The 21,576-nt window shown below is 73.6% G+C and carries 8 protein-coding genes; 6 read left to right on the top strand and 2 right to left on the bottom strand.

Going from position 1 to position 21,576, the window contains the following annotated elements; genetic code table 11:
* Position 1 precedes the first annotated feature (1 nt).
* The 3 genes from BCL76_RS04390 to BCL76_RS04400 are packed head-to-tail and all read left to right on the top strand — an operon-like array spanning position 2 to position 2,651.
* The gene (locus BCL76_RS04390; RefSeq protein ID WP_109778157.1) at positions 2-877 is read left to right on the top strand and encodes a hypothetical protein; all 876 of its coding nucleotides are present in this window, start codon (positions 2-4) and stop codon (positions 875-877) included.
* Entirely contained in the window at positions 874-1,506 is a 633-nt protein-coding gene (locus BCL76_RS04395) for a hypothetical protein (RefSeq protein WP_109778158.1), read from the top strand. Before BCL76_RS04390 ends, BCL76_RS04395 begins: the two co-directional genes overlap by 4 nt.
* Positions 1,503-2,651 carry an acyl-CoA dehydrogenase family protein gene (locus BCL76_RS04400; protein ID WP_109778159.1) on the top strand — a complete coding sequence of 383 codons (1,149 nt, stop codon included), beginning with the start codon at positions 1,503-1,505 and terminating at the stop codon, positions 2,649-2,651. The genes BCL76_RS04395 and BCL76_RS04400 overlap by 4 nt, the downstream gene beginning before the upstream one ends.
* Positions 2,652-2,677: 26 nt before the next feature.
* Here the strand turns inward: BCL76_RS04400 and BCL76_RS04405 are convergent, their stop codons facing one another.
* Positions 2,678-3,325 (bottom strand): response regulator transcription factor, encoded by a 648-nt coding sequence (locus tag BCL76_RS04405; protein WP_109778160.1) that lies wholly within the window; start codon positions 3,323-3,325, stop codon positions 2,678-2,680.
* 265 nt (positions 3,326-3,590) lie between these two features.
* Here BCL76_RS04405 and sbnA point away from each other — a divergent pair, with 265 nt between their 5' ends.
* From sbnA to BCL76_RS04420, 3 genes are all read left to right on the top strand, one after another.
* Complete coding sequence (gene sbnA / locus BCL76_RS04410; RefSeq protein ID WP_109778161.1) at positions 3,591-4,571, top strand: 2,3-diaminopropionate biosynthesis protein SbnA; 981 nt, start codon at positions 3,591-3,593, stop codon at positions 4,569-4,571.
* Between the two features lie 109 nt (positions 4,572-4,680).
* Positions 4,681-12,720, top strand: a complete 8,040-nt coding sequence (locus tag BCL76_RS04415) for a non-ribosomal peptide synthetase (protein WP_109778162.1) — start codon at positions 4,681-4,683, stop codon at positions 12,718-12,720.
* On the top strand, positions 12,717-20,831 hold the full coding sequence (locus tag BCL76_RS04420; RefSeq protein ID WP_109778163.1) for a non-ribosomal peptide synthetase: 8,115 nt from the start codon (positions 12,717-12,719) through the stop codon (positions 20,829-20,831). The genes BCL76_RS04415 and BCL76_RS04420 overlap by 4 nt, the downstream gene beginning before the upstream one ends.
* A 75-nt stretch (positions 20,832-20,906) precedes the next feature.
* On the opposite strand, the gene BCL76_RS04425 is transcribed toward BCL76_RS04420, so the two are convergent.
* A complete protein-coding gene (locus BCL76_RS04425) occupies positions 20,907-21,557 on the bottom strand; it encodes a thymidine kinase (RefSeq protein ID WP_109778164.1) in 651 nt (216 codons plus the stop codon).
* Positions 21,558-21,576 lie beyond the last annotated feature (19 nt).

Below are 21,576 nucleotides of genomic sequence, written 5' to 3' on the forward strand. Positions count from 1 at the left end.
CATGCCCCTCGCAGCGGAGCCGCAGGCCGGAGCCGGGACGCGGCCGGCCCCTTCCACGGGGCTCTCGGTGACCCGGGCCGTCCACCGGAACTTCGGCGCCGGAGTCACCGCGCTCGGCCAGGACGCCGAGCGACGGTTCTTCCCAACCCACACCGGGCACGCCGGGGTGGCCCTCCACGAGGAGCTCCTCGACACCGCGGTGGGCAACACGTTCGAGGACATGGGTGCCGCGCTCCTCGCCGAACTGGGCGAGCAGCCCGAGACCGACCTCGTGATCCTGGCCTACTCGACACCGGACCTCCTGCCGACCGTGCTGACCGCGCCCACACTGACGGAGCGCCTGCCCGGCCGGCCGCTGCTCCTGGGGGTCGCCGACCAGGGGCCGACGGCCCCGTTCAGCACGCTCGCGCTCGCCCGGAGCTACGCCCGCCGGTACGGGTTCCGGCGGGTGCTGGTCCTCGCCTTCGACCAGCAGCTCATGCCGTACGACGTGCCGCGTTCCGGGCCGCGCGGCCTGGCCGGGGACGGCGCGGTCGTCCTGGTCCTGGAGGCCTCCGGCGACAACTGCCGGGTGCGCCAGGCCCCCGGGCTCAGCCCGCAGGAGGTGCCCGGGCGGCTGGCCGAGCTGATCCGGGAGCTCGACCCGGAGGGCACCGCCGAGGTGGTGGCGGGTCCGGGGATCGACCCGGCCTGGGAGCTGCCGGTGGCCCCGGGCTCGCTACGGCGGGCGCCGCAGGGCTACCCCTGCACGTCCCTGCTGGGCGCGCTGGCCGAACAGCTGCCGGCGGCCGGCGGGAGCGCGGCGCTGCTCGTCGAATACGACCCGGTCCTGGGCGACCTGTCGGCCTGCAGAGTCGATCCGGTGGCGGCCGCATGACCGCGACGGAGCACGGAGCGGTGTCCGTCGCCGTGGCGCCGACACCGTCCGTCCAGGACGTGGCGCGCCGGGAAGGCTTCGCGCCGGCCCTGCGCCTGCTCCTGGGCGGGCGGGGCGCGGGCCAGGCGCCCCGCGGACGGTCCGGTTTCGCGCTGCTCCCCGAGGACTGGGCGGCCGACCGCGTCGTCCTGCGCCGCTACCGGCTTCCCGGTGGCCCGGTCGTGGTCGTCCATGAGCTGCCGACCGCCCCCGCGGGCGGGGGCGGCGCCGTCGACGGGCCGGATCTGCTGCGGCTCCGGCTCGGCGTGGCCGAGGGCCTGCGCGACGCGTGCGTCGAGCACCTGGCCGCCCGGCCCAGCGGCGACAGCACCGTCCTGATGCAGCAGATGGTCAAGGGGCAGCTGGCGGAGGCGCTCGCGCAGCAGCTGGAGCTGTCCGCCCTGCTGGATTCCGGTGCTCCGGTGCGGGGGCCGTTCCTGCGGGACGTGCACGGCCAGATCACCCGCAACGGGCGGTCGCTGCTGCGGCTGCTGGGCGCCTACGGCTACCTCGCGGACGGGCCGGGCGCGGTGGCCGACGCCTCCGAGCTGCTGGCCGACGTCCACGACCCCGCGAAGGAGGACCGGTGAGCGTACTGGACGGCAGGCTGACCGCCCTGCGCGGCCAGGCCCGTGAGTGGGCGGCCGACTTCCGCGCCGCCGCGCTGGAGTTGGACCGGGATCCCGAGCTGATCAAGGACTGTCTCGATCTGCCGGGAGTGCGCTGCCTGAGCACCTTCGGGGTGCCCCCCGCGTTCGCGGCCGAGGCGCCGACCGTGGGTCCGTACCGGTTCGACGGCACGAACGGCCTGGAACGGGCCGTGGTCCTGGAGGAGTTCGCCGCCGGCGACATCGGCATGACCCTGGCCGCGCCGGGGCCGTCCATGTCGGGTGTCCTGGTGGCCAAGCTCGGCGACCAGGAGCAGCAGGAGTGGTTCTTCGGCCGGATGAACGCCGCCCCGACCTGGACCTGCTTCGCACTGACCGAGCCCGAACGGGGATCGGACGCCTCCGCGCTCGGCACCGCCCTGCGGGAGGAGGCCGGCGAGCTGCGGCTGACCGGTACGAAGCGGTACGTCGGCAATGCCGCCCGTGCCCGGTACGCGGCCGTGTTCGCCCGTACCCGGCCCGGCCCGCTCGGGGTGACCGCCGTCCTGGTGGACACGGAGAGCGAGGGCTACCACGCCGAGCCGCTGGACAGTCTGGGGATCCACGGCGCCCAGATCGGGGCCGTCTCCCTGACCGGGGTGCGTGTCGCCCGCGATCGTGTCCTCGGCCGGCACCTGTCGCCGGCCCGGCGCGGCATCTGGGCCTCCCTCCAGGTGTTCAACGAGCTGCGGCCCTCGGTCGCGGCGCTCGCCCTGGGCATCGCGGGCGCGGCCCACGCCTACGTACGGGAGCACTACGCCGGGGCGCTCGGCGAGGACCGGGACCGCATCGAGGTGCTGGGCCGGCGGATCGACGCCACCAGGGCGCTGGTGCACCGGGCGGCGGCGGCCGTGGACGCGACCGGAGACGGCTACCTCGCCTCCGCGGCGAAGGCCCGGGCCTGCGCGCTGGCGGAGGAGACGACGCTGGCCGCCTGCGACCTGCTCGGCCCCGCCGCCCGTCCGAGCCATCCGCTCCTCGACAAACTGGTCCGCGACGCCCGCGGGGTCGAGTTCATGGAGGGGACCCGGAACATCCAGCACCTCAACCTGTTCCAGGGGCTGAGGTCGGGGAGGGTCGGCGGGTGAACGCCCCCGGGGTCGCGCGCGGCGGGTCAGGTCCGGTTCAGGTACGTCAGTACGGCCATGACCCGGCGGTTGTCGTCCTTCGACGGCGGCAGGTCCAGCTTGGCCAGGATGCTGTTGACGTGCTTGGCCACCGCCTTCTCCGTGATCACCATCGCGGTCGCGACGGCCGCGTTGGACCGGCCCTCGGCCATGTACCCGAGGACCTCGCGCTCGCGGTCGGTCAACCGGGAGATCTGCTGGTCCTGGGAGTTGTGGCTCATCATCCGGGACACCACGTCCGGGTCCATGACCGTTCCTCCCGCGGCGACCTGATGCAAGGCCTCGATGAACTGGGCGCTGTTGAAGACCCGGTCCTTGAGCAGGTAGCCGACCCCGCCCTCACCGTCGGCGAGGAGCTCCTGCGCGTAGAGCTGGTCGACGTACTGCGACAGCAGGAGGGAGGGCTGGCCGGGCCGCCGGCGCCTGGCGTCGAGAACGGCCCGCAGTCCCTCGTCGGTGTGCGTGGGCGGCATCCGGATGTCGACGAGCGCGACGTCCGGCTCGTGTTCGGCGAGCGCCTTGATGAGTTCGGGGCCGGTACCCACCGCGGCCACGATCTCGAATTCGTTCAGCTCCAATAGCCGCGTCAGTCCCTCGCGGAGCAGGAACTGGTCCTCTGCGAGCACCAGACGCATGTCATTTCCCCCAGTGGTCCCCGTCGGCCCCGGCCCGGTCGGGGCGGGCCTTCGGGCCACAAGCTAGCAATGCCCGGTTGCGACGGGCAAGGCGCAACAAACGGTCAGCGCCTGGTCAACCGAATGTCAGCGGCGTTTGACAAGCTTTCGGAGTCCGCCGCCGGAAGGGCATTTGACCACCCATGGCCGATGAAGACATCTCAGCAGCAGGCGAGCCGGCCTGGTTCACGACCTCCGCCGGACACATCGACGTGGAGAGTGTCCCATTCAAGTCATATCTGCCCCGTATGAATTCAATGCCGACGACCTCTATGTCGACCTTGAATCCATTGTCGGCGAACGTCTGATCCTGAAGTGCGAGGGATTCAATTTCGCCGGCTCCGTCAAGCTCAAAGCGGCGCGTGCGATGGTCGCCGCCGCGGAACGCGCGGGAGACCTCCGCCCGGGCTCGACCATCGTGGAGAGCTCCTCGGGGAACCTGGGCGTGGCGCTGAGCATCGTCGCGTGCAGCCGGGGTTACCGCTTCATCTGCGTCACCGACTCCCGCTGCACCCTCGCCGCACGCCAGCTGATGCAGTTGCTGGGCAGCGAGGTGCACGTGGTCACCGAGCCGCATCCGGTGGACGGTCTGCTGGGGGCGCGTATCCAGCGGGTCCGTGAACTGTGCGCGGAGACGAGTGACTCCGTGTGGCTCAACCAGTACGCGAACCCCAACAACTGGATGGCCCACTACCAGCTGACCGGCCCGGAGATCCTCAAGGCCTTCCCCGACCTCGGCATCCTGTTCGTCGGCGCCGGCACCACCGGGACGCTCATGGGATGTGCGCGCTACATGCGGGAGAACAAGCCTTCCGTGCGGATCGTCGCGATCGACGCCGTCGGCTCGGTCACCTTCGGGGGGCCGTCGCAGACCCGCATGATCCCCGGTCTCGGTACGGGCGTGAAGCCCCAACTGCTCGACGAGTCCTATGTGGACGACGTGGTCATCGTTCCGGAGATCGAGACCGTCCGGTCCTGCCGGCAGCTGGCCCGGCGCGGCTTCCTGTTCGGCGGCTCCACCGGGACCGTCGTCAGCGGGGCCACCGCATGGCTCGGCGAGCACCCCCTCGCGGCGGACGTCTCGGCCGTGGCCATCGCCCCCGACCTGGGCGAGCGCTACCTGGACACCGTCTACCAGGACCAGTGGGTGAGCGACCTCTACGGTCCCGGGGCCCTCCAGGAGGCGGTGGCGGCCGAGCACCTCTGAACCCGCCTCCGACTCCGCCCCGGCCACCGGGCCCTTCGCCGCACGTCCTGCACCGACGGGCGGGCGTCCTCACCGGCACACCTCGTCCGCAGCACTCATGGAGACCGTCATGACTTCGCCCACCCTTCCGGATCTGCCCCTGACGGGGGCCCAGAAAGGCATCTGGTTCGACGAGCAGCTGTCGAGCGGTCGGCTCGCGTACAACATGGCCGACTACCTGGATGTCGGCGGACCGCTCGACGAGCCGCTGCTCCGGCGCGCGTTGCGGATGGTGCTGGACGAGGCGGAGTGCACCCGGGCGCGCTTCTACGACGTGGACGGACTGCCGGTGCAGCGCATCGAGCCGCTGGACGAGCTCCCGCTGAGGGTCCTGGATCTCGGCGGGAGCCCGGATCCGGTGGCCGAGGCGCTGCGGCTGATGGACGAGGACCTGCACCGGCCGTTCGAGCCGGCCGGCGGGCTGCTCTTCCGCACGGCCCTGTTCCGGGTGTCGAAGGACCGCACCCTGCTCTACCTGGCCATGCACCACCTGCTGTCCGACGGTTACAGCCGGCTGGCGGTCTACCGGCGCCTCAGCGAGGTCTACGGAGCGCTGAGCTCGGGCGAGGAAGAGCCGCCGGGGAACCCGCTGCCCCCGCTGGACCTGCTCCTGCGGGAGGAGGCCGCCTATCTGGAGTCGTCCGCCGTGGAACGCGACCGGCGCTTCTGGGAGGCCCACCTCGACGGCGCGGCACAACCGGTCACCCTCGCCGCCGGCGACCCGGTCCCCGGCACCGGCTTCCTGCGCCGCAGCCATGAACTCGACCCGGCCACCGCCGAGAGCCTGCGCGCCGCGGCCTCCGCCGCCGCGGTGACCTGGCCCACCTTCGCCATCGCCGCGGCCGCGGCGTACGTGGGCAAGGCCGCCGGCCGTGACGAGGTGCTCCTGACCCTCCCCATGACGGCTCGGCTGACCGCCACCGCGCGCAACGTGCCCGGCATGGTGGCCAACTACCTGCCGCTCCCGGCCCGCGTCGGACCCGCGACCACGGTGGCCGAGCTGCTGGGCAACACCTCGAAGGCGGTCGCCCGCTCCCTGCGCCACCAGCGCTACCCGGCCGAGCGCATCCGCCGCGCCCTCGGCATGCGGGCGGACCGGCGCCCCTTCGGCCCCTTCATCAACGTGCTGCCGCAGACACCGGAGTTCCGGCTCGGTCCCTGCGAGGCCCGGTTGCACAACCTCTCCACGGGCATCGTCGACGACCTCATGATCACGGTGCTGGACGGCGCCGACGGCAGCCTCGAACTGCACATGAACGGCAACCCCGAGCGGTACTCCGAGCCCGAGGTGATGGGCCACCTCCGCCGTTTCGGGGCGTTCATGCAGAGCCTGGCGGCCGCCGCTCCGGCGACGCCGCTGGGCCGCCTCGACCTCGTCACCGCGCAGGAGCGCGACGCCCTCCTGGCCTCCGGCACCGGCCCCCACGGCGCGACGCTGAAGGGGGGCGTGGTGGAACTCCTGCGGGAGTTCGCCACGTCCACGCCCGCCGCCCTCGCGATCACCGACGGCACCACCCAGGCCTCGTACTCCTCGCTGGCGATCTGGGCGGACGAGCTCGCCGAGACACTGGCCTCGGCCGGAGTCGGTCCCGGGACCCTGGTGGGCATCCTCGCCGAGCCGAGCGCCGCCTTCGTCGGAGCCGTCCTGGGCGTCCTGGGCGCGGGTGCGGCCTGGGTCCCCCTCGACGTGCACGCGCCGGTCGCCCGCATCGACGGCCTGATCACCGACGCCCGGATCGGCCACCTCCTGGTCGGGCCCGGTCTGCGGGGCCTGGCGGCGGAGCTCGGCGACGGTGGCGTACGGATCCACCCGCTGCCCGGCGGCCTGACCCCGCACCCGGTGCCGCTGGACGGACTGCGCGCACCGCTCGGCCTTCCGGACGACCTCGCCTACGTGATCTTCACGTCGGGGTCCACGGGCAAGCCCAAGGGCGCCATGGTCCACCGCCGCGGCATGCTCAACCACCTCGGCGCCAAGATCGACGACCTGGAACTGACCTCCGCCGACCGGGTCGTGCAGAACGCCCCCGTCACCTTCGACGTGTCGGTCTGGCAGATGCTGGCCCCGCTCGCCGTCGGCGGCACCGTCCACTTGGTCCCCCGCGAGGTCGCCGCCGACCCCGATGCCCTGTTCGCCACCGCCACCGACGACCACGTCACCGTCCTGGAGGTCGTCCCCACGCTGCTGCGGGCGGCTCTCGACAACTGGGACACCGCCCCCGCAACGCCGGCCGCCCGGCACCTGCGCCGGCTCGTGGTGACCGGCGAGGCCCTCCCGCCGGACCTCTGCACGCGCTGGTGGCAGCGCTACCCGGCGGTCCCGATGGTCAACGCGTACGGGCCCACCGAATGCTCGGACGACGTGACGCACGCCGTCCTGCGCGCCGGCTCCCCGGTCGGCGTCCGCGTACCCATCGGCGTCCCCGTTCGCAACACCCGGCTCTACGTCCTCGGCGACGACCTGCGGCCCGTGCCCCCCGGGGCCATCGGCGAGCTGCACGTCGCGGGCGAGGGCGTCGGGCGCGGCTATCTCCTGGACCCGGTCAAGACCGCCGCCACCTTCGTGGCCGACCCGTTCGCACCCGTACCGGGCAGCCGCATGTACCGCACCGGCGACCACGTGGTCCAGCGCCCGGACGGGCAGTTGGAGTTCCTGGAACGGCGCGACCACCAGGTGAAGATCCGCGGTCACCGTGTCGAACTGGGTGAGATCGAAGCCGCGCTGCGTTCCCTGCCGCACGTGACCGATGTCGCCGTCACCGCTTCCGAGGGAGCCGACGGCACCGCACGTCTGGTGGCCTACCTGGTCGCTCCCGGTGCGGAGCCGGCGGCCGTCCGGGACGCGCTGGCCGAGCTGCTGCCCTCGTACATGGTCCCGACCGGCTGGATCCCGCTTCCGGCGCTGCCGCTGACCGCGCACGGCAAGGTCGACCGTCGCGCCCTGCCCACGCCGGACAGCGCCGCGCCGGCCCCGGCCCCGGTTCCTGGACCGGCACCGGCACCGGTCCCGTCCGGCCCGATCGGGCGGCGCGGCCCGCACCCCCGCAACCCCGCCGAGCAGCTGCTCCGCGAGGTCTTCGCCCAGGTCCTGGGCCTCGACACGGTCGGCGCGGACGACGGCTTCTTCGCCCTGGGCGGGGACTCCATCAGCTCCATCCAAGTGGTCAGCCGCGCCCGGGCCAGGGGCGTCGTGCTCACCCCCCGCGACATCTTCGCCCTCAAGACCCCGGCCGCCCTCGCCGGCCTCGTGGCGACCTCCACCGCTACGGCCGGGCCGGCGGCTCCCGCCGGCCCGACGGCCGCCGAGGACGGCGTCGGTGAGGTCGAACCGACCCCGATCATCGCCCAGCTGGCCGAGGACCTCGGTGAAATCGGCGGTCCGGCCGGGCAGTTCAACCAGCACGTGCTGCTCCGGGTGCCCTCCGCGATGACCGCCGACACCCTCGCCCCCGCGCTGCAGGCGCTGCTCGACCGGCACGACGCCCTGCGTATGACGGTGACCGAGCCCGCTCCCGGCATCTGGTCCCTGCACACCGCCGAGCCCGGCTCGGTGCCCGCCGGCCGGCTGATCACCACCGTGGACGCCGCCGGCGCCGCCGACGACCCCACCCTGCTGGACCGGCTGGCCTGCGCCGCGGCCGACTCCGCCCGCACCAGGCTCTCCCCCGCCGACGGGGTCATGCTCCAGGCCGTGCTGCTCCACGGCGGCCCCGCCCCCGTCTCGCACCTGCTGCTGCTCGCCCACCACGCCGTCGTCGACGGCGTCTCCTGGCGCATCCTGACGGGCGACCTGGAAGCCGCCTGGACCGCGGTCGCGGCCGGCCGCGTGCCCGACCCGGAGCCGGTCGCGACCTCCTACCGCCGCTGGGCCGCCACCCTCGCCGAGCAGTCCCGCGTGTCCGGGCGGATCGCCGAACTGCCCTACTGGCAGGCCCAGCGCGAGGAGGAGCCCTCCGTCCTCGGCAGCCGCCCGCTCGACCCGTCCCGGGACACCTACGCCACCGCCCGGCGGCTGCGGCTCGAACTGCCCGCCGACCGGACCGCGGCCCTGCTGACCACGGTTCCCGCCGCCTTCCACGGCGAGATCAACGACGTCCTGCTCGGCGCGCTGGCCCTGGCCGCGGCCGACTGGCGCGGCCGCTGCGCGCCGGACGCCGCGCGCCCCCTCCTGATCGAACTCGAAGGACACGGCCGGGAACAGATCACCGACGACGTCGATCTCTCCCGCACGGTCGGCTGGTTCACCACCGTCTTCCCCGTCCGTCTCGACCTCGGGTCCTTGGACCGGGAGGAGGCCCGGGCCTCGGGTCCGGCGCTCGCCACCGCCGTCAAGCGGGTCAAGGAACAGCTGCGCGCCGTACCGGACCGCGGGATCGGCTACGGCCTGCTGCGCCACCTCAACGCGCGCACCGCCCGACCGCTGGCCGCGGCGCCCACCCCGAGCCTCGGCTTCAACTACCTCGGCCGGTTCCGCGTCGACGGGACGGAAGGACCCTGGACCCTCGCCGGCGGCTCCTCGGTGATCTCCACCGGATTCCACCCGGACACCCCGCTGCGCCACGCCCTGTCGGTCACCCCGGTGACCGAGGACCACGCCGACGGCCCGCGGCTGGTCGCCGACTGGCTGTGGGCGGACGAGATCCTCGACGAGGCCGAGGTCCGTGAGCTCGCCGAGTCCTGGTTCGCGGCCCTGTGCGCCCTCGTGACCCACCTGGACCTGCCCGGAGCCGGCGGCCACACGCCCTCCGACCTGCCCCTGGTGGCACTGGGCCAGGAGGAGATCGACGAGATCGAGCACGCCGGGCAGGCTCCGGAGCACACCGCGGTCACGGACGTGCTGCCGCTCACGGCGATGCAGCGCGGCATGCTGTTCCAGGCGGAGTTCGACGAGCGGGCGACCGACCTGTACACCCTGCAGGTCGCGGCCGACCTGATCGGCCCGGTGGACACGGACGCCCTGGAGCGTGCGCTGGCGGCCCTCCTGGACCGGCATCCCGGCCTCGGCGGAGCCTTCCACCACCGGGACTCGGGCGATCCGGTCTCCGTCCTGCGCGCGGGAGTCCGGGTACCGCTGCGCCGCGTGGACCTGTCCGGGCTCGCAGCCGCCGAGCAGCGGGACGAAGTGGACCGGCTCGCCGACCACGACCGGCTCGAACGCTTCGACATGACCCGCCCGCCGCTGATGCGCTGGTCCCTCGTGCGGCTGGACGAGGAGCGTCACCGCCTCGTCTGGACCCTGCACCACATCCTGGTGGACGGCTGGTCCATGCCCGTCCTGGTACGCGAACTGCTCGCCTGCTACGAGGGCGAGGGCGCCGCCGAGGGCCTGCCGCCCGCCGTTCCCTTCCGTACGTACCTCGCCTGGCTCGCCGGCCAGGACCGCGACGCGGCCAAGGCGGCGTGGGCCGCCTCGCTCGCCGGACTGGAGGAGCCGACCCTGCTGTGCGGGGCGGCCCCCGACCGGCGGCCGGCCCCGCCGGAGTCCGTGTCGCTGCGGCTGACCGCCGAGGAGACCGCCGTGCTCTCCGGCTTCGCCGCGCGCCAGGGCCTGACCACCAACACGCTCTTCCAGGGCGGTTGGGCCGTGCTGCTCGGCCGGCTCACCGGCCGCTCCGACGTGTTGTTCGGCTCGACCGTGTCCACCCGGCCGGCCGCCCTGCCCGGCGTGGAGAGCATCGTCGGCCCCTTCCTCAACACGCTGCCGGTACGGGTGGTCCTCGACCCGGCCGAGCCCGTCGGCCCGTTCCTGCTGCGCCTGCAGGACACGCAGTCCGCCCTGCGCGACTTCGACCACCTCGGGCTCGCCGAGATGCTCGGCGGCAGTCCGGCACTGGCCGCCTACGGTGAACCCTTCGACACCGCCCTCGTCTTCGAGAACTTCCCCATGGACGAGGTGGCCGGCGGTGTCCCGGCCGGCCGTGGAAGTCTGCGGATCGCGGACGTCACGGCCCGCGACGCCCGCCACTACCCGCTCAGCATGGTCGTCCTGCCCGGCCGGGAGTTCGAGGTCCGCTTCGACCACGCGCCCGACCTCCTGACGCGTGACGAGGTGGCGACGCTCGCGCGGCGCTTCCGCGCGCTGCTCCTGGACCTCGCCGCCGCACCGGACCGGGCCCTGGCCCGGCTGGATGTCCTGACCGAGGACGAGAGCGCGCTGCTGCGCAAGTGGAACGACACCGCGAGCGCCGGCGACGTCGGCATCCCCGGCGGTGTGGTGGAACGGGTACGCGAGTTCGCGCGGATCTCCCCCACCGCCGTCGCCGTCGCGGACGGGGAGCACGAGTTCTCCTACGCCTCCCTCGTCCGCTGGTCGGACGAGCTGGCCGGGCGGCTGACCTCGGCCGGAGTGGGCCCCGGCTCCCTCGTCGCGGTGCTGGCCGAGCCGGGCACGGCCTTCGTCGGCTCGGTGCTGGGGATCCTGCAGGCCGGAGCGGCCTGGGTCCCGCTGGACGTCGGCGCTCCGGTGGCCCGCATCGCCTCCCTGGTCGCGGACTCCGGGGCCCGGTGCCTGTTGGTGGGCCCGGGCTGCGCGAACCTGGCCGCCGAGGTGCTGGACCTGGCCGGGGACGGCCTGAGCATCCTGGAGACGGCCGTCGGGTACGAGGAGACCGGGCGGTCACCGCAGGCCCCGGACGCTCCGGCACAGCCTCTCGGCCTGCCGGACGACCTCGGCTACGTGATCTTCACGTCGGGGTCCACGGGCAAGCCCAAGGGCGCCATGGTCCACCGCCGCGGCATGGAGAACCACCTCCTGGCCAAGGTCGAGGACCTCGCGCTGGGCGCCGGCGACCGGGTCGTGCAGAACGCCCCCGTCACCTTCGACGTGTCGGTCTGGCAGATGCTGGCCCCGCTCGTCGTCGGCGCCACCGTCCGGGTGGTCCCGCGCGAGGTCGCCGCCGACCCGGACGCGCTGTTCGGCGTCGTCTCGGCGGAGGACGTCTCGATCCTGGAGGTCGTTCCGTCCCTGCTCCGTGCCGCCCTCGACACGTGGGACGCGACGGGCCCCGCCGCCGTCCCCGGGCGTCTGCGGCGTCTGGTGGTCACCGGGGAGGCGCTCCCCGCCGATCTGTGCGACCGCTGGTGGAGCCACTTCCCCGCGGTCCCGCTGGTCAACGCGTACGGCCCCACCGAGTGCTCGGACGATGTGACCCATGCGGTGCTCCGCGCCGAGGACCGGCCCGGTGCCCGCGTACCGATCGGCGGGGCCGTCCGCAACACCTTCCTGCATGTCCTGGGTGACGAGCTCCGCCCGGTACCGGCGGGCACCGTCGGCGAGCTGTACGTCGGTGGGGCCGGCGTCGGCCGCGGCTACCTCGCCAGCCCGGGCAAGACCTTCGCCTCCTTCGTCGCCGATCCCTTCAGCGGGGTCCCGGGCGCCCGGATGTACCGCACCGGCGACCGCGTGGTGCGTCGGCCGGACGGGCAGCTGGAGTTCGTGGAGCGTCGCGACCACCAGGTCAAGGTGCGGGGCCATCGGATCGAGCTCGGTGAGATCGAGGCGGCCCTGCGCACGCTGCCGCAGGTGTCCGACGCCGTGGTGGTCACGCTCACGGACCCGTCCCGGGCCACCCGTCTCGTCGCCTACGTCGTGGCACCGGGCGCCGAGGACCTCGAGGGAACCCGGGCCGCGCTCGCGGAAGTGCTGCCGGCGTACATGGTCCCGTCCGCCTGGGTCTTCCTGCCCGTCCTGCCGCTGACGGCCCACGGGAAGGTGGACCGCAAGGCTCTTCCCCACCCGGCCGGAGCGGCCGACACGGCGGCCTCCGGGACCCGTCGGGAGGGCCGCGATCCGGTCGAGCGGGCGCTGTGCTCGGTGTTCGCCGAGGTGCTCGGAGTCGGGTCCGTCGGTATCGACGACAACTTCTTCGCCCTCGGCGGGGACTCCATCAGCTCCATCCGGGTCGTGGGCCGGGCCCGCGCCCACGGCATCACGATCACTCCCCGGGACGTCTTCGGGCACCGGACCCCCCTCGCCCTCGCGGCCGTCGTCGCCGCCGCCGACCGGGCCGGCGTACCGGCGCACCGGCCCGCCGCCGCCGACCCGCAGGCGCCGCTCCTGGCCCTGAGCGACGACGAGATGGACGAACTCGACACTGAGCTGGAGTCATGAGAGAGCACACGGTGAAATCCTCGCGGAAGAGCGAGTTCCTGCCGCTCGCACCGCTGCAACAGGGCTTCCTGTTCCACGCGGACTTCGTGGAACAGGGCCTCGACCTCCATGTGCTGCAGTTGGTGGCCGATCTGGACGGACCTCTGGACGAGGACCGGATGCGGGCCGCGGTGGGCGGGCTGCTGGAGGACCACGCCGGTCTGCGGGCGTGCTTCCGGACCCGCCGCAACGGCGAACCGGTCCAGGTCGTCCCGCACGGCGTCGACGTGCCGTGGGAGATCGTGGACCTCTCCGCCCTCGCCGGGGACGAGCAGGCGGCCGAACAGGCGGCCGAGCTGGCGCGCACCACCGAGGCGGACCGGGTCCGTCCCTTCCGTCTCGATCGGCCGCCGCTGCTGCGCTGCACCCTCGTCCGCCTGGGCGGCCACCGCTTCCGGCTGCTGCTGACGGTCCACCACATCGTCCTCGACGGCTGGTCGATGCCGATCATGCTGGACGACCTGTTCACCCGGTACGCGACCGGGGAGGCGGCCTCCGGTTCCCTTCCCGCGCCGCACTACCGCGACTACCTCGCCTGGCTCGGGCGGCAGGACCGGGACGCGGCCCGCGAGGCATGGCGCTCCGCCCTGGCCGGGGTGGACGAGCCCACCCATGTCGCCCTGCCGGACCCGTCCGGCACCCCGTCGCTCCCCCGGTCGGTGAGCACCGCCCTCGGTCCCGAGGAGACCGCGCGCCTCACCGAATGGGCCCGCTCCCGCGAGCTGACCCTGGGCACGGTGGTCCAGGGCTGCTGGGGCATGCTCGTCGGCCACCTGACCGGCCGCACCGACGTGGTGTTCGGCATGGTCGACTCCGGGCGCCCGGCCGAACTGCCCGGCGTCGAGGCGATGGTCGGCATGTTCGCCAACACGCTGCCCGCCCGGGTCCGCCTGGACCCCTCCCGCACCGTGGCCGAGTTGCTCGCCGGCTTCCAGGACCGGCAGAGCGAGCTCCTCCCCCACCGCCACCTCGGCCTGGCCGAGGTACAGGAACTCGTCGGTGTGGGCGGCCTGTTCGACACCGCCGTGATGTTCCAGAACTACCCCAGGACCGACGCCGCCGCCTTCACCGCCCTGACCGGCCTGGTGCTGCGCCGCTCCGAGATCCGCAACGCCACCGAGTTCCCTCTCGGCCTGGTCGCGCTGCCCGGGGTCGAACTGGAGCTGACGGTCCAGTACCGTCCGGACCTCTTCGGGCCCGAGGAGGCCGACCTGCTGGTCCGCCGCCTCGCCGGCCTGCTCACCCGGGTGCCGGCCGCCGCGGACCTCCCGCTCGGCCGGCTCGAACTGATCGAGCCGGCGGAACGGGAGCTGGTCCTGCGGACCTACAACCGGACCGCCTCGCCCGCGCCGGCCGGGCTGCTCCCGGCGCTGATCGCCCGGCGCGCCGCGGCGGATCCCGGCCGGGTCGCCGTGGAGTACGCGGACGACTTCCTGACGGCAGCCGCCCTGGAGGACCGCGCCGACCGCCTCGCCCGTCTGCTGATCAGCCGTGGCACCCGGACCGGCCGCCTGGTGGCGCTCGCCCTGCCGCGCTCCGCCGACCTGGTGGTCGCCGCGCTGGCCGTGCTCAAGACCGGCGCCGCCTACCTGGCCGTCGATCCCGGTCATCCCGCCGAGCGCATCGGCCTCATGCTCGACGACGCGGCACCCACCGTGCTGCTGAGCACCGCGGACACGGCGAAGGCCCTGCGGTGGACGGGTGCCACCGTGCTGCTCGACGACGCGGACACCGCGGCCGAGCTGCTCGGGCAGCCCGCCGGACCGATCTCCGACGCCGAACGCGGCGGAAGCCTGAGCCCGGACCTCCCGGCGTACGTGATCTACACCTCCGGTTCGACAGGCCGCCCCAAGGGGGTCGTCGTCCCGCACGGCGCCTTCGTCAACCTCGTCGACGACATGGCCCGCCGCGTGGCCGTCACCGAGCGGGACCGCTTCCTCGCCGTCACGACCTTCGGGTTCGACATCGCCATGCTGGAGCTGTTCGTACCGCTGCTCACCGGCGCCGGCCTCGTCCTCGCGGACCGGGCCACCGTCCAGGACCCGGCGGCTCTCGCGGCGGCCATCACCGCGGGTGGCGCCACCGTCGTACAGGCCACGCCGAGCCACTGGCAGGCGCTGGTGGCCACCGCCCCCGCATGCCTGGCGGGCCTTCGCCTGCTGACCGGCGGCGAGGCTCTCGGCGAGCCGCTGGCCGCCGCTCTGGTGGAGGCCGCCGGCACCGTCCTCAACGTGTACGGCCCCACCGAGACCACCATCTGGTCCACCGCCTCCGTCCTCGACGGCACCCGCCCGGGCGCCCCGTCCATCGGCCGGCCCATCGCGAACACCCAGGTGTACGTCCTGGACCAGGCTCTGCGGCCGGTCTCGCGCGGAGTCGTCGGCGAGCTGTACATCGCCGGCACCGGCCTGGCCCACGGCTATCTGGGCCGTGCCTCGCTGACGTCGGAACGGTTCGTCGCCGACCCCTACGGACCCGCCGGAACCCGGATGTACCGTACGGGTGACCTAGTCCGCTGGGGCTCCGACGGGCAGCTCGACTACATCGGCCGGGTCGACCACCAGGTGAAGGTGCGCGGCTACCGCATCGAGCTCGGCGAGATCGAGACCGTGCTGACCGAACTCCCCGAGGTCGCCCGGGCCGTGGTCGCCGCCCGCGAGGTCGGCCCCGGTGACACCCGGCTCGTCGCCTACCTGGTACCGGAGGCGGACGCCGACGGGAGCGCGCCGGCCCTGGACGGCGCGGCCGTCCGGGAAAAGGTCAGGGGCGCCCTTCCCGAGTACATGGTCCCCTCGGTGTGCGTGCTGCTCGACACCTTCCCGCTGACCCCCAGCGGGAAGGTCGACCGCAAGGCGCTGCCCGCGCCCGAGGTCGAGCGGGCCGTGGGCCGGGAGGCCGACGGCCCCGCCGAGGACATCCTGCGCGAGCTGTTCGCCGACGTCCTGGGACTGCCCGAAGTCGGCGTGGGCGACGACTTCTTCGCCCTCGGCGGGCACTCCCTGCTGGCCACCCGGCTGGTGAGCCGGGTGCGCGGGGCCTTGGGAGCCGACCTGTCCGTGCGGGCCCTGTTCGAGTGCCCGACCCCGGCGGCGCTCGCGGCCCACCTGATCACCTCGCCCGCCGCCCGCACCCCGCTGCGTGCCGGGCCCCGGCCCGGCTTCCTGCCGCTGTCGCACCAGCAGCGCCGTATGTGGTTCCTCAACCGGCTGGCCCCCGAGGCCGGCGGCTACCACATCTCCCTGGCGGTCCGGCTGCGCGGTGAGCTCGACCGCGATGCCCTGCGGGACGCGCTGGGTGACGTGAGCGAGCGCCACGAGGTGCTGCGGACCGTCTTCCCGGCCATCGGCGAGGAGCCGGGCCAGGTCGTACGGGAGGCGGACGAGGCACGGCCGGCGCTGGACGCCGTTCCGGTACCGGGCGGTGAGAAGGCGCTGGGCGCGCTGCTCGACGCCGAGGCCGACCACCCCTTCGACCTGACCCGCGACCTGCCGCTGCGCGCCCGGCTCTTCTCGCTCGGCGAGCGGGACCACGTGCTGCTGCTGGTCGTGCACCACATCGCCTTCGACGGCTGGTCCGTCCCGGTGCTGGCCGAGGACGTCGCCCGCGCCTACCGCGCCCGGACCGCGGGCGAGATCCCGGACCGGGCCGCACCACCCGTCCAGTACGCCGACTTCTCCCTCTGGCAGGAGCGGGTGCTGGGCTCCGAGGACGACCCGGACAGCCTGCTCGGCCGGCAGCTGGCGTACTGGACCGAGGCGCTGCGCGGCCTTCCGGAGGAACTGGCCCTGCCGAGCGACCACCCGAGGCCGCCGATCGCGAGCTACGCGGGCGACGTCGTGCCGTTCACCGTCCCCGCCGGGCTCCACGAGCGGATCGTCCGGCTGGCCCGCGTCTCGGGCGTCAGCCCGTTCATGGTCGTCCAGGCCGCCCTCGCCGCCACCCTCGGCAAGCTGGGCGCCGGCACCGACATCCCGCTCGGTTCGCCCATCGCGGGCCGCACCGACGAGGCGCTGCACGACCTGGTCGGCTTCTTCGTCAACACCCTCGTCCTGCGCACCGACATCAGCGGTGACCCCACCTTCCAGCAACTGCTGCACCGCGTCCGCGAGGCCGACCTGGGCGCGTTCCAACACCAGGACCTGCCCTTCGAGCGGCTGGTGGACGCGCTGAGCCCGGTCCGGTCGCTGTCGCGGCAGCCCCTGTTCCAGGTGATGCTGGCCTTCCAGAACACCGCCCGGCCGGAGTTCGAGCTTCCCGGCCTGGAGTCCGAGTTCGTCGAATCCGGTTCCACGGCGGCCAAGTTCGACCTCGTCTTCGAGTTCACCGAAGGCGGCCCCGGCGAAGGCCTGGCGGGACGCCTGGAGTTCGCGACGGACCTGTACCGGCGCACCACCGCGCAGCTGCTGGTCACCTCCTTCCTGCGTCTGCTCGAAGCGGCCGTCACCACCCCCGCCGCGCCGCTCAGCCGCCTGGACGTGCTCGACGCGCAGGAGCGGAGCCGGCTGCTGGACGATTGGAGCACGGGTTCCCGTACCGCCGTGGAGTCCGACGACACCATGCCCGGTCTCTTCGAATCCTGGGCCGCCCGCCGGGCCGGGCATCCCGCCCTCGTCTCGGAGGAAGTCACCCTCGACTACCGGGAGCTGGACGAGCGCGCCAACCGGCTCGCCCACGAACTCGTGGCCCGCGGGGCGGGTCCGGGGCGCTTCGTGGCCCTGGTGCTGCCCCGGTCGCCCGAGCTGGTGGTCTGCGTGTTGGCGGTGCTGAAGTCCGGCGCCGCGTACCTGCCCGTCGACCCGGCCTACCCCGTCGACCGCATCACCCACATGCTGACCGACTCCGGGGCGCACCTGCTGGTCACCTCGGCCGCGGTGCTCGGCTCCGGAGCCCTGCCGCCGGAGACCTCCGGCGGGGCCCGGCGGCTCGTGCTGGACGACCCGGGCACCCGGACGCTGATCGCGGGCCGCTCCGCGGCCGGGCTCGGCGACGCCGAGCGCGTCCGCCCGCTGACCTCACGGGATCCCGCCTACCTCATCTACACCTCGGGTTCCACGGGCCTGCCCAAGGGCGTGCTGGTCTCGCACGGCACCGCGACGGCGCTCGCGGCCGACCACCGGGAGCGGTTCGGCGTCGGCCCCGACACGCGGGCCCTGCAGTTCGCCACCTTCAGCTTCGACGCGGCCGTGTGGGAGCTGTGCGTCTCCCTGCTCGTCGGCGGCACCCTGGTACAGGTCCCGGACGACCGGAGGGCCGGTCTGCCGCTGGCCGAGTTCATCACCCGGCACCGGATCACCATCGCCCTGCTGCCGCCCGTGGTCATGGACGCCTTCCCGGAGGGGACGCGCCTGCCCGAAGGGCTGGTGATGACGGTCGGCGGGGCGGCCATGACCCCGGAGCTCGTCGAGCGCTGGTCGCCGGTCACCCGGCTGCACAACCTCTACGGTCCGACCGAGAACACCGTGGTCACCACGGCCAGCGACCGGATCACCGGCGGCCGCCCGCCGATCGGCCGGCCCATCGCCGGCCACCGCGTCTACGTCCTCGACGCGAACCTGGCCCCCGTCCCGGCGGGCGTCGTCGGTGAGCTCTACGTGGGCGGCACGGGCCTCGCCATCGGCTATGTCGACCGGCCCGGCGTGAGCGCCGAGCGGTTCGTCGCCGACCCGTACGGACCGGCCGGCTCCCGTATGTACCGGACCGGCGACCTCGTGCGCTGGCGCGGGGACGGCAACCTCGACTACCTCGGCCGCTCCGACCAGCAGGTCAAGGTCCGCGGCTTCCGCATCGAGCTCGGCGAGATCGAGAGCGTACTGCTGGAGCATCCGCGGATCGCGCAGGCCGTGGTCGTCGCCCGGGAGGACCGGCCGGGCGTCCAGACCCTCGTGGCCTATCTGGTGACCGTCCCCGGCGCCACCGCCGAGGACGGCGAGGTACGCGGGATGCTCGCCCAGCGGCTGCCCGACTACATGGTGCCGTCCGCGCTGGTCACGCTGCCCGAACTGCCGGTGACCGTGAACGGCAAGATCGACCGGCAGGCGCTGCCCGCGCCCGACCGTCGCAAGCCGGCGGGCCGTGAGGCCGTCACCGAGACCGAGAAGGCCCTGGTCCGGGCGTTCGCCGACGTACTCGGGCTCGACGCGGTCGGCGCCGACGACGACTTCTTCTCCCTCGGCGGCAACAGCATCGGCACCGTCCAGGTGGTGGCCCGGGCCGCGAAGAGCGGGCTGGACCTCACCGTGGCCGAGGTGTTCACCCGGCGGACGGCCGCCGCGCTCGCCGCCCTGGTCGACGGGCGCACGACGGGCGCCGAGCACCTGGCCCGCCAGCTGCGGACCGGCGCGCTCGGCGAGGATCCGCAGGACCCGTTCGCACCCGTGCTCGCGATCCGGCCCACCGGCTCGCTGCCGCCGCTGTTCTGCGTGCACGGCGGGCTGGGCACGAGCCTGCCCTACCTCGGGCTGGCCGGGTACGTCGACGAACGCAGGCCGATCATCGGGCTCCAGGCGCCGCAGGTGAGCGGGGCCGAGCCGGCGCCGAGCGTCGAGGCGCAGGCCGAGTCGTACCTGGCGCGCATCCGGGAGGCGCAGCCCGAGGGCCCGTACCACCTGCTGGGCTGGTCCTTCGGCGGACTGCTCGCGCACGAACTGGCCGTACGGCTACGGGCCGACGGCGACGAGGTCGCCTTCCTCGCCAACCTGGACGCCTTCCCGTACGACCGCACGCTCGACGGGCCGCTGCCCGACCGCCGCGAGCTGCTCGGCCGGTTCCTGGAGTACCTCGGGGAGGAACAGGCGCGGGAGGCCGGTGAGGCCCTGGACCCGGAAGCGGTGGCCGGGGTCCTGCGGCGCCACGGCGGCGCCTTCGGCTCGCTGACCGAGCAGGACGTCGAACGCCTGGTGACGGTGATGCGCCACCACGTGGAACTCGCCGAGCGCTTCGAACCCGGCCGCTTCGACGGCGACATGACGCTGTTCGTCGCGACCTCGCAACGATCCGCGGCGGACGTGGTGACCGCGGCCGGCCGCTGGGACGGACACGTCACCGGAACCGTGCGGGTCCATGAACTCCCCTACGCCCACGAATATCTGATGCATCCGGAACCGCAGGCGAAGGTCGGTGCGATCGTCGACGCGGAGCTGCTGCGGACCGACCGGCCCACCCGAGGGAACCCGCCCATGAGCACACTGGTCACACATCCGCCCGCGGCGGCCTCACCCGGCCCGGACCCCGCTCCCGAACCGGCCCAGGCCCCGGCCCCGGCCCCCGCGCCCGTCGCCGCGGTCACGAAGGGACACCCCCTCACGGAGACGTTCGCGTTGGCGGGCAGGCGGCTGCGCCATCTGCGCCGCACTCCCGGACGGCTCGTCGGGATCGTGCTCAATCCGCTGGTGATGCTGCTGGCGGTGGGCTACCTCTTCAAGGAAGCGATCGTGGCGCCCCAGGGGGGTGACTACCAGGAGTACCTGATGGCGGGCATCGCGGTGCAGGTCGCGCTGGCCGGCATCGGACCTACCGCGATCAGCATCGCCATGGACCTGCGGGCGGGTCTGATGGACCGCTTCCGGTCGCTGCCCATCTCGCGGGCCGCGGTTCTGGTGGCGCATGCGCTGGGCGACCTGCTGGTCGGCCTCGGGGTCCTCGCGGTGATCACGCTGGTGGGCCTCGGCATCGGCTGGCGTCCGCACGGCGACCCGCTCTCCGTCGCGGCCGGTTTCGCCGTGGCCGGCGGGTTCATCTTCCTGATGGTCTGGGTCGGCATCACGCTCGGGATGATGGTCAAGAACATCGAGTCCATCGACTCGATCGGCGCCCTGATCCTGGTCGTGTGCACCTTCCTGTCGAACGCGGTCTTCCCGGCCGCTGCCATGCCCGGCTGGCTGCGCCCGGTCGTCGAGTGGAACCCGATCAGCGCGGTGGCCGACTCCTGCCGCCACCTGTGGGGCAACCCCACGGCGCAGAGCACGAGCTTCCCGGGCGAGCACCCGCACCTGGTCGTGGCCATGTGGTTCGCGGTGCTGCTGGTCGGCACGGTCTGGGCGAGCCTGAGCCGCTTCCGCCGGGCCGCGGTGTAACCCTCACCGGCCCTCGCCCGGGCGGGCGTGTCGGGAGCCCCTCACCGGTCCGGTGAGGGGCTCCCGGACCAGCAGTCAGCTGGAAGCGACGGGCAGCACGTCCGGCGACAGCGACCCCGCCCGCGAGGCGGCGCTCGTCATCCGGCGGCGGTGGTGGCGGCGGCACAGGACCTCGTAGCCGATCTCCTCCGCCGGGCGGTTCACGTCGCCGACCACGACCTGCGCCCCCTCGACGACCATCTCCCCGCCCACCGTACGGGCGTTGTGCGTCGCGCGGGCTCCGCACCAGCACAGGGCCTCGACCTGGAGCTGCTCCAGGCGGTCCGCCAGCTCGATCAGCCGCTGCGAGCCCGGGAAGAGCTTCGTACGGAAGTCGGTGGTGATACCGAAGGCGAAGACGTCCATGTCCAGGTCGTCGACGATCCTGGCGAGCTGGTCGATCTGATCGGGCTCCAGGAACTGGGCCTCGTCCACGATCACGTAGTCCGCCTTGCCGCCCTTCGAGAGCTGGGCGACCACGTACGCGTACAGGTCCATGCCCTCCGGCGCCTCCACCGCCTCCGTCACCAGACCGAGCCTCGAGGACAGCTTGCCCTCGCCCGCCCGGTCGTCACGGGTGAAGATCACGCCCTGCAGACCCCGCGCATCGCGGTTGTGCGCGATCTGGAGCGCCAACGTGCTCTTTCCGCAGTCCATCGTTCCGGAGAAGAACACCAGCTCGGGCATGGGAAGTACGGACCTTTCG

Source organism: Streptomyces sp. CG 926, from assembly GCF_003148825.1.
GTDB lineage: Bacteria > Actinomycetota > Actinomycetes > Streptomycetales > Streptomycetaceae > Streptomyces.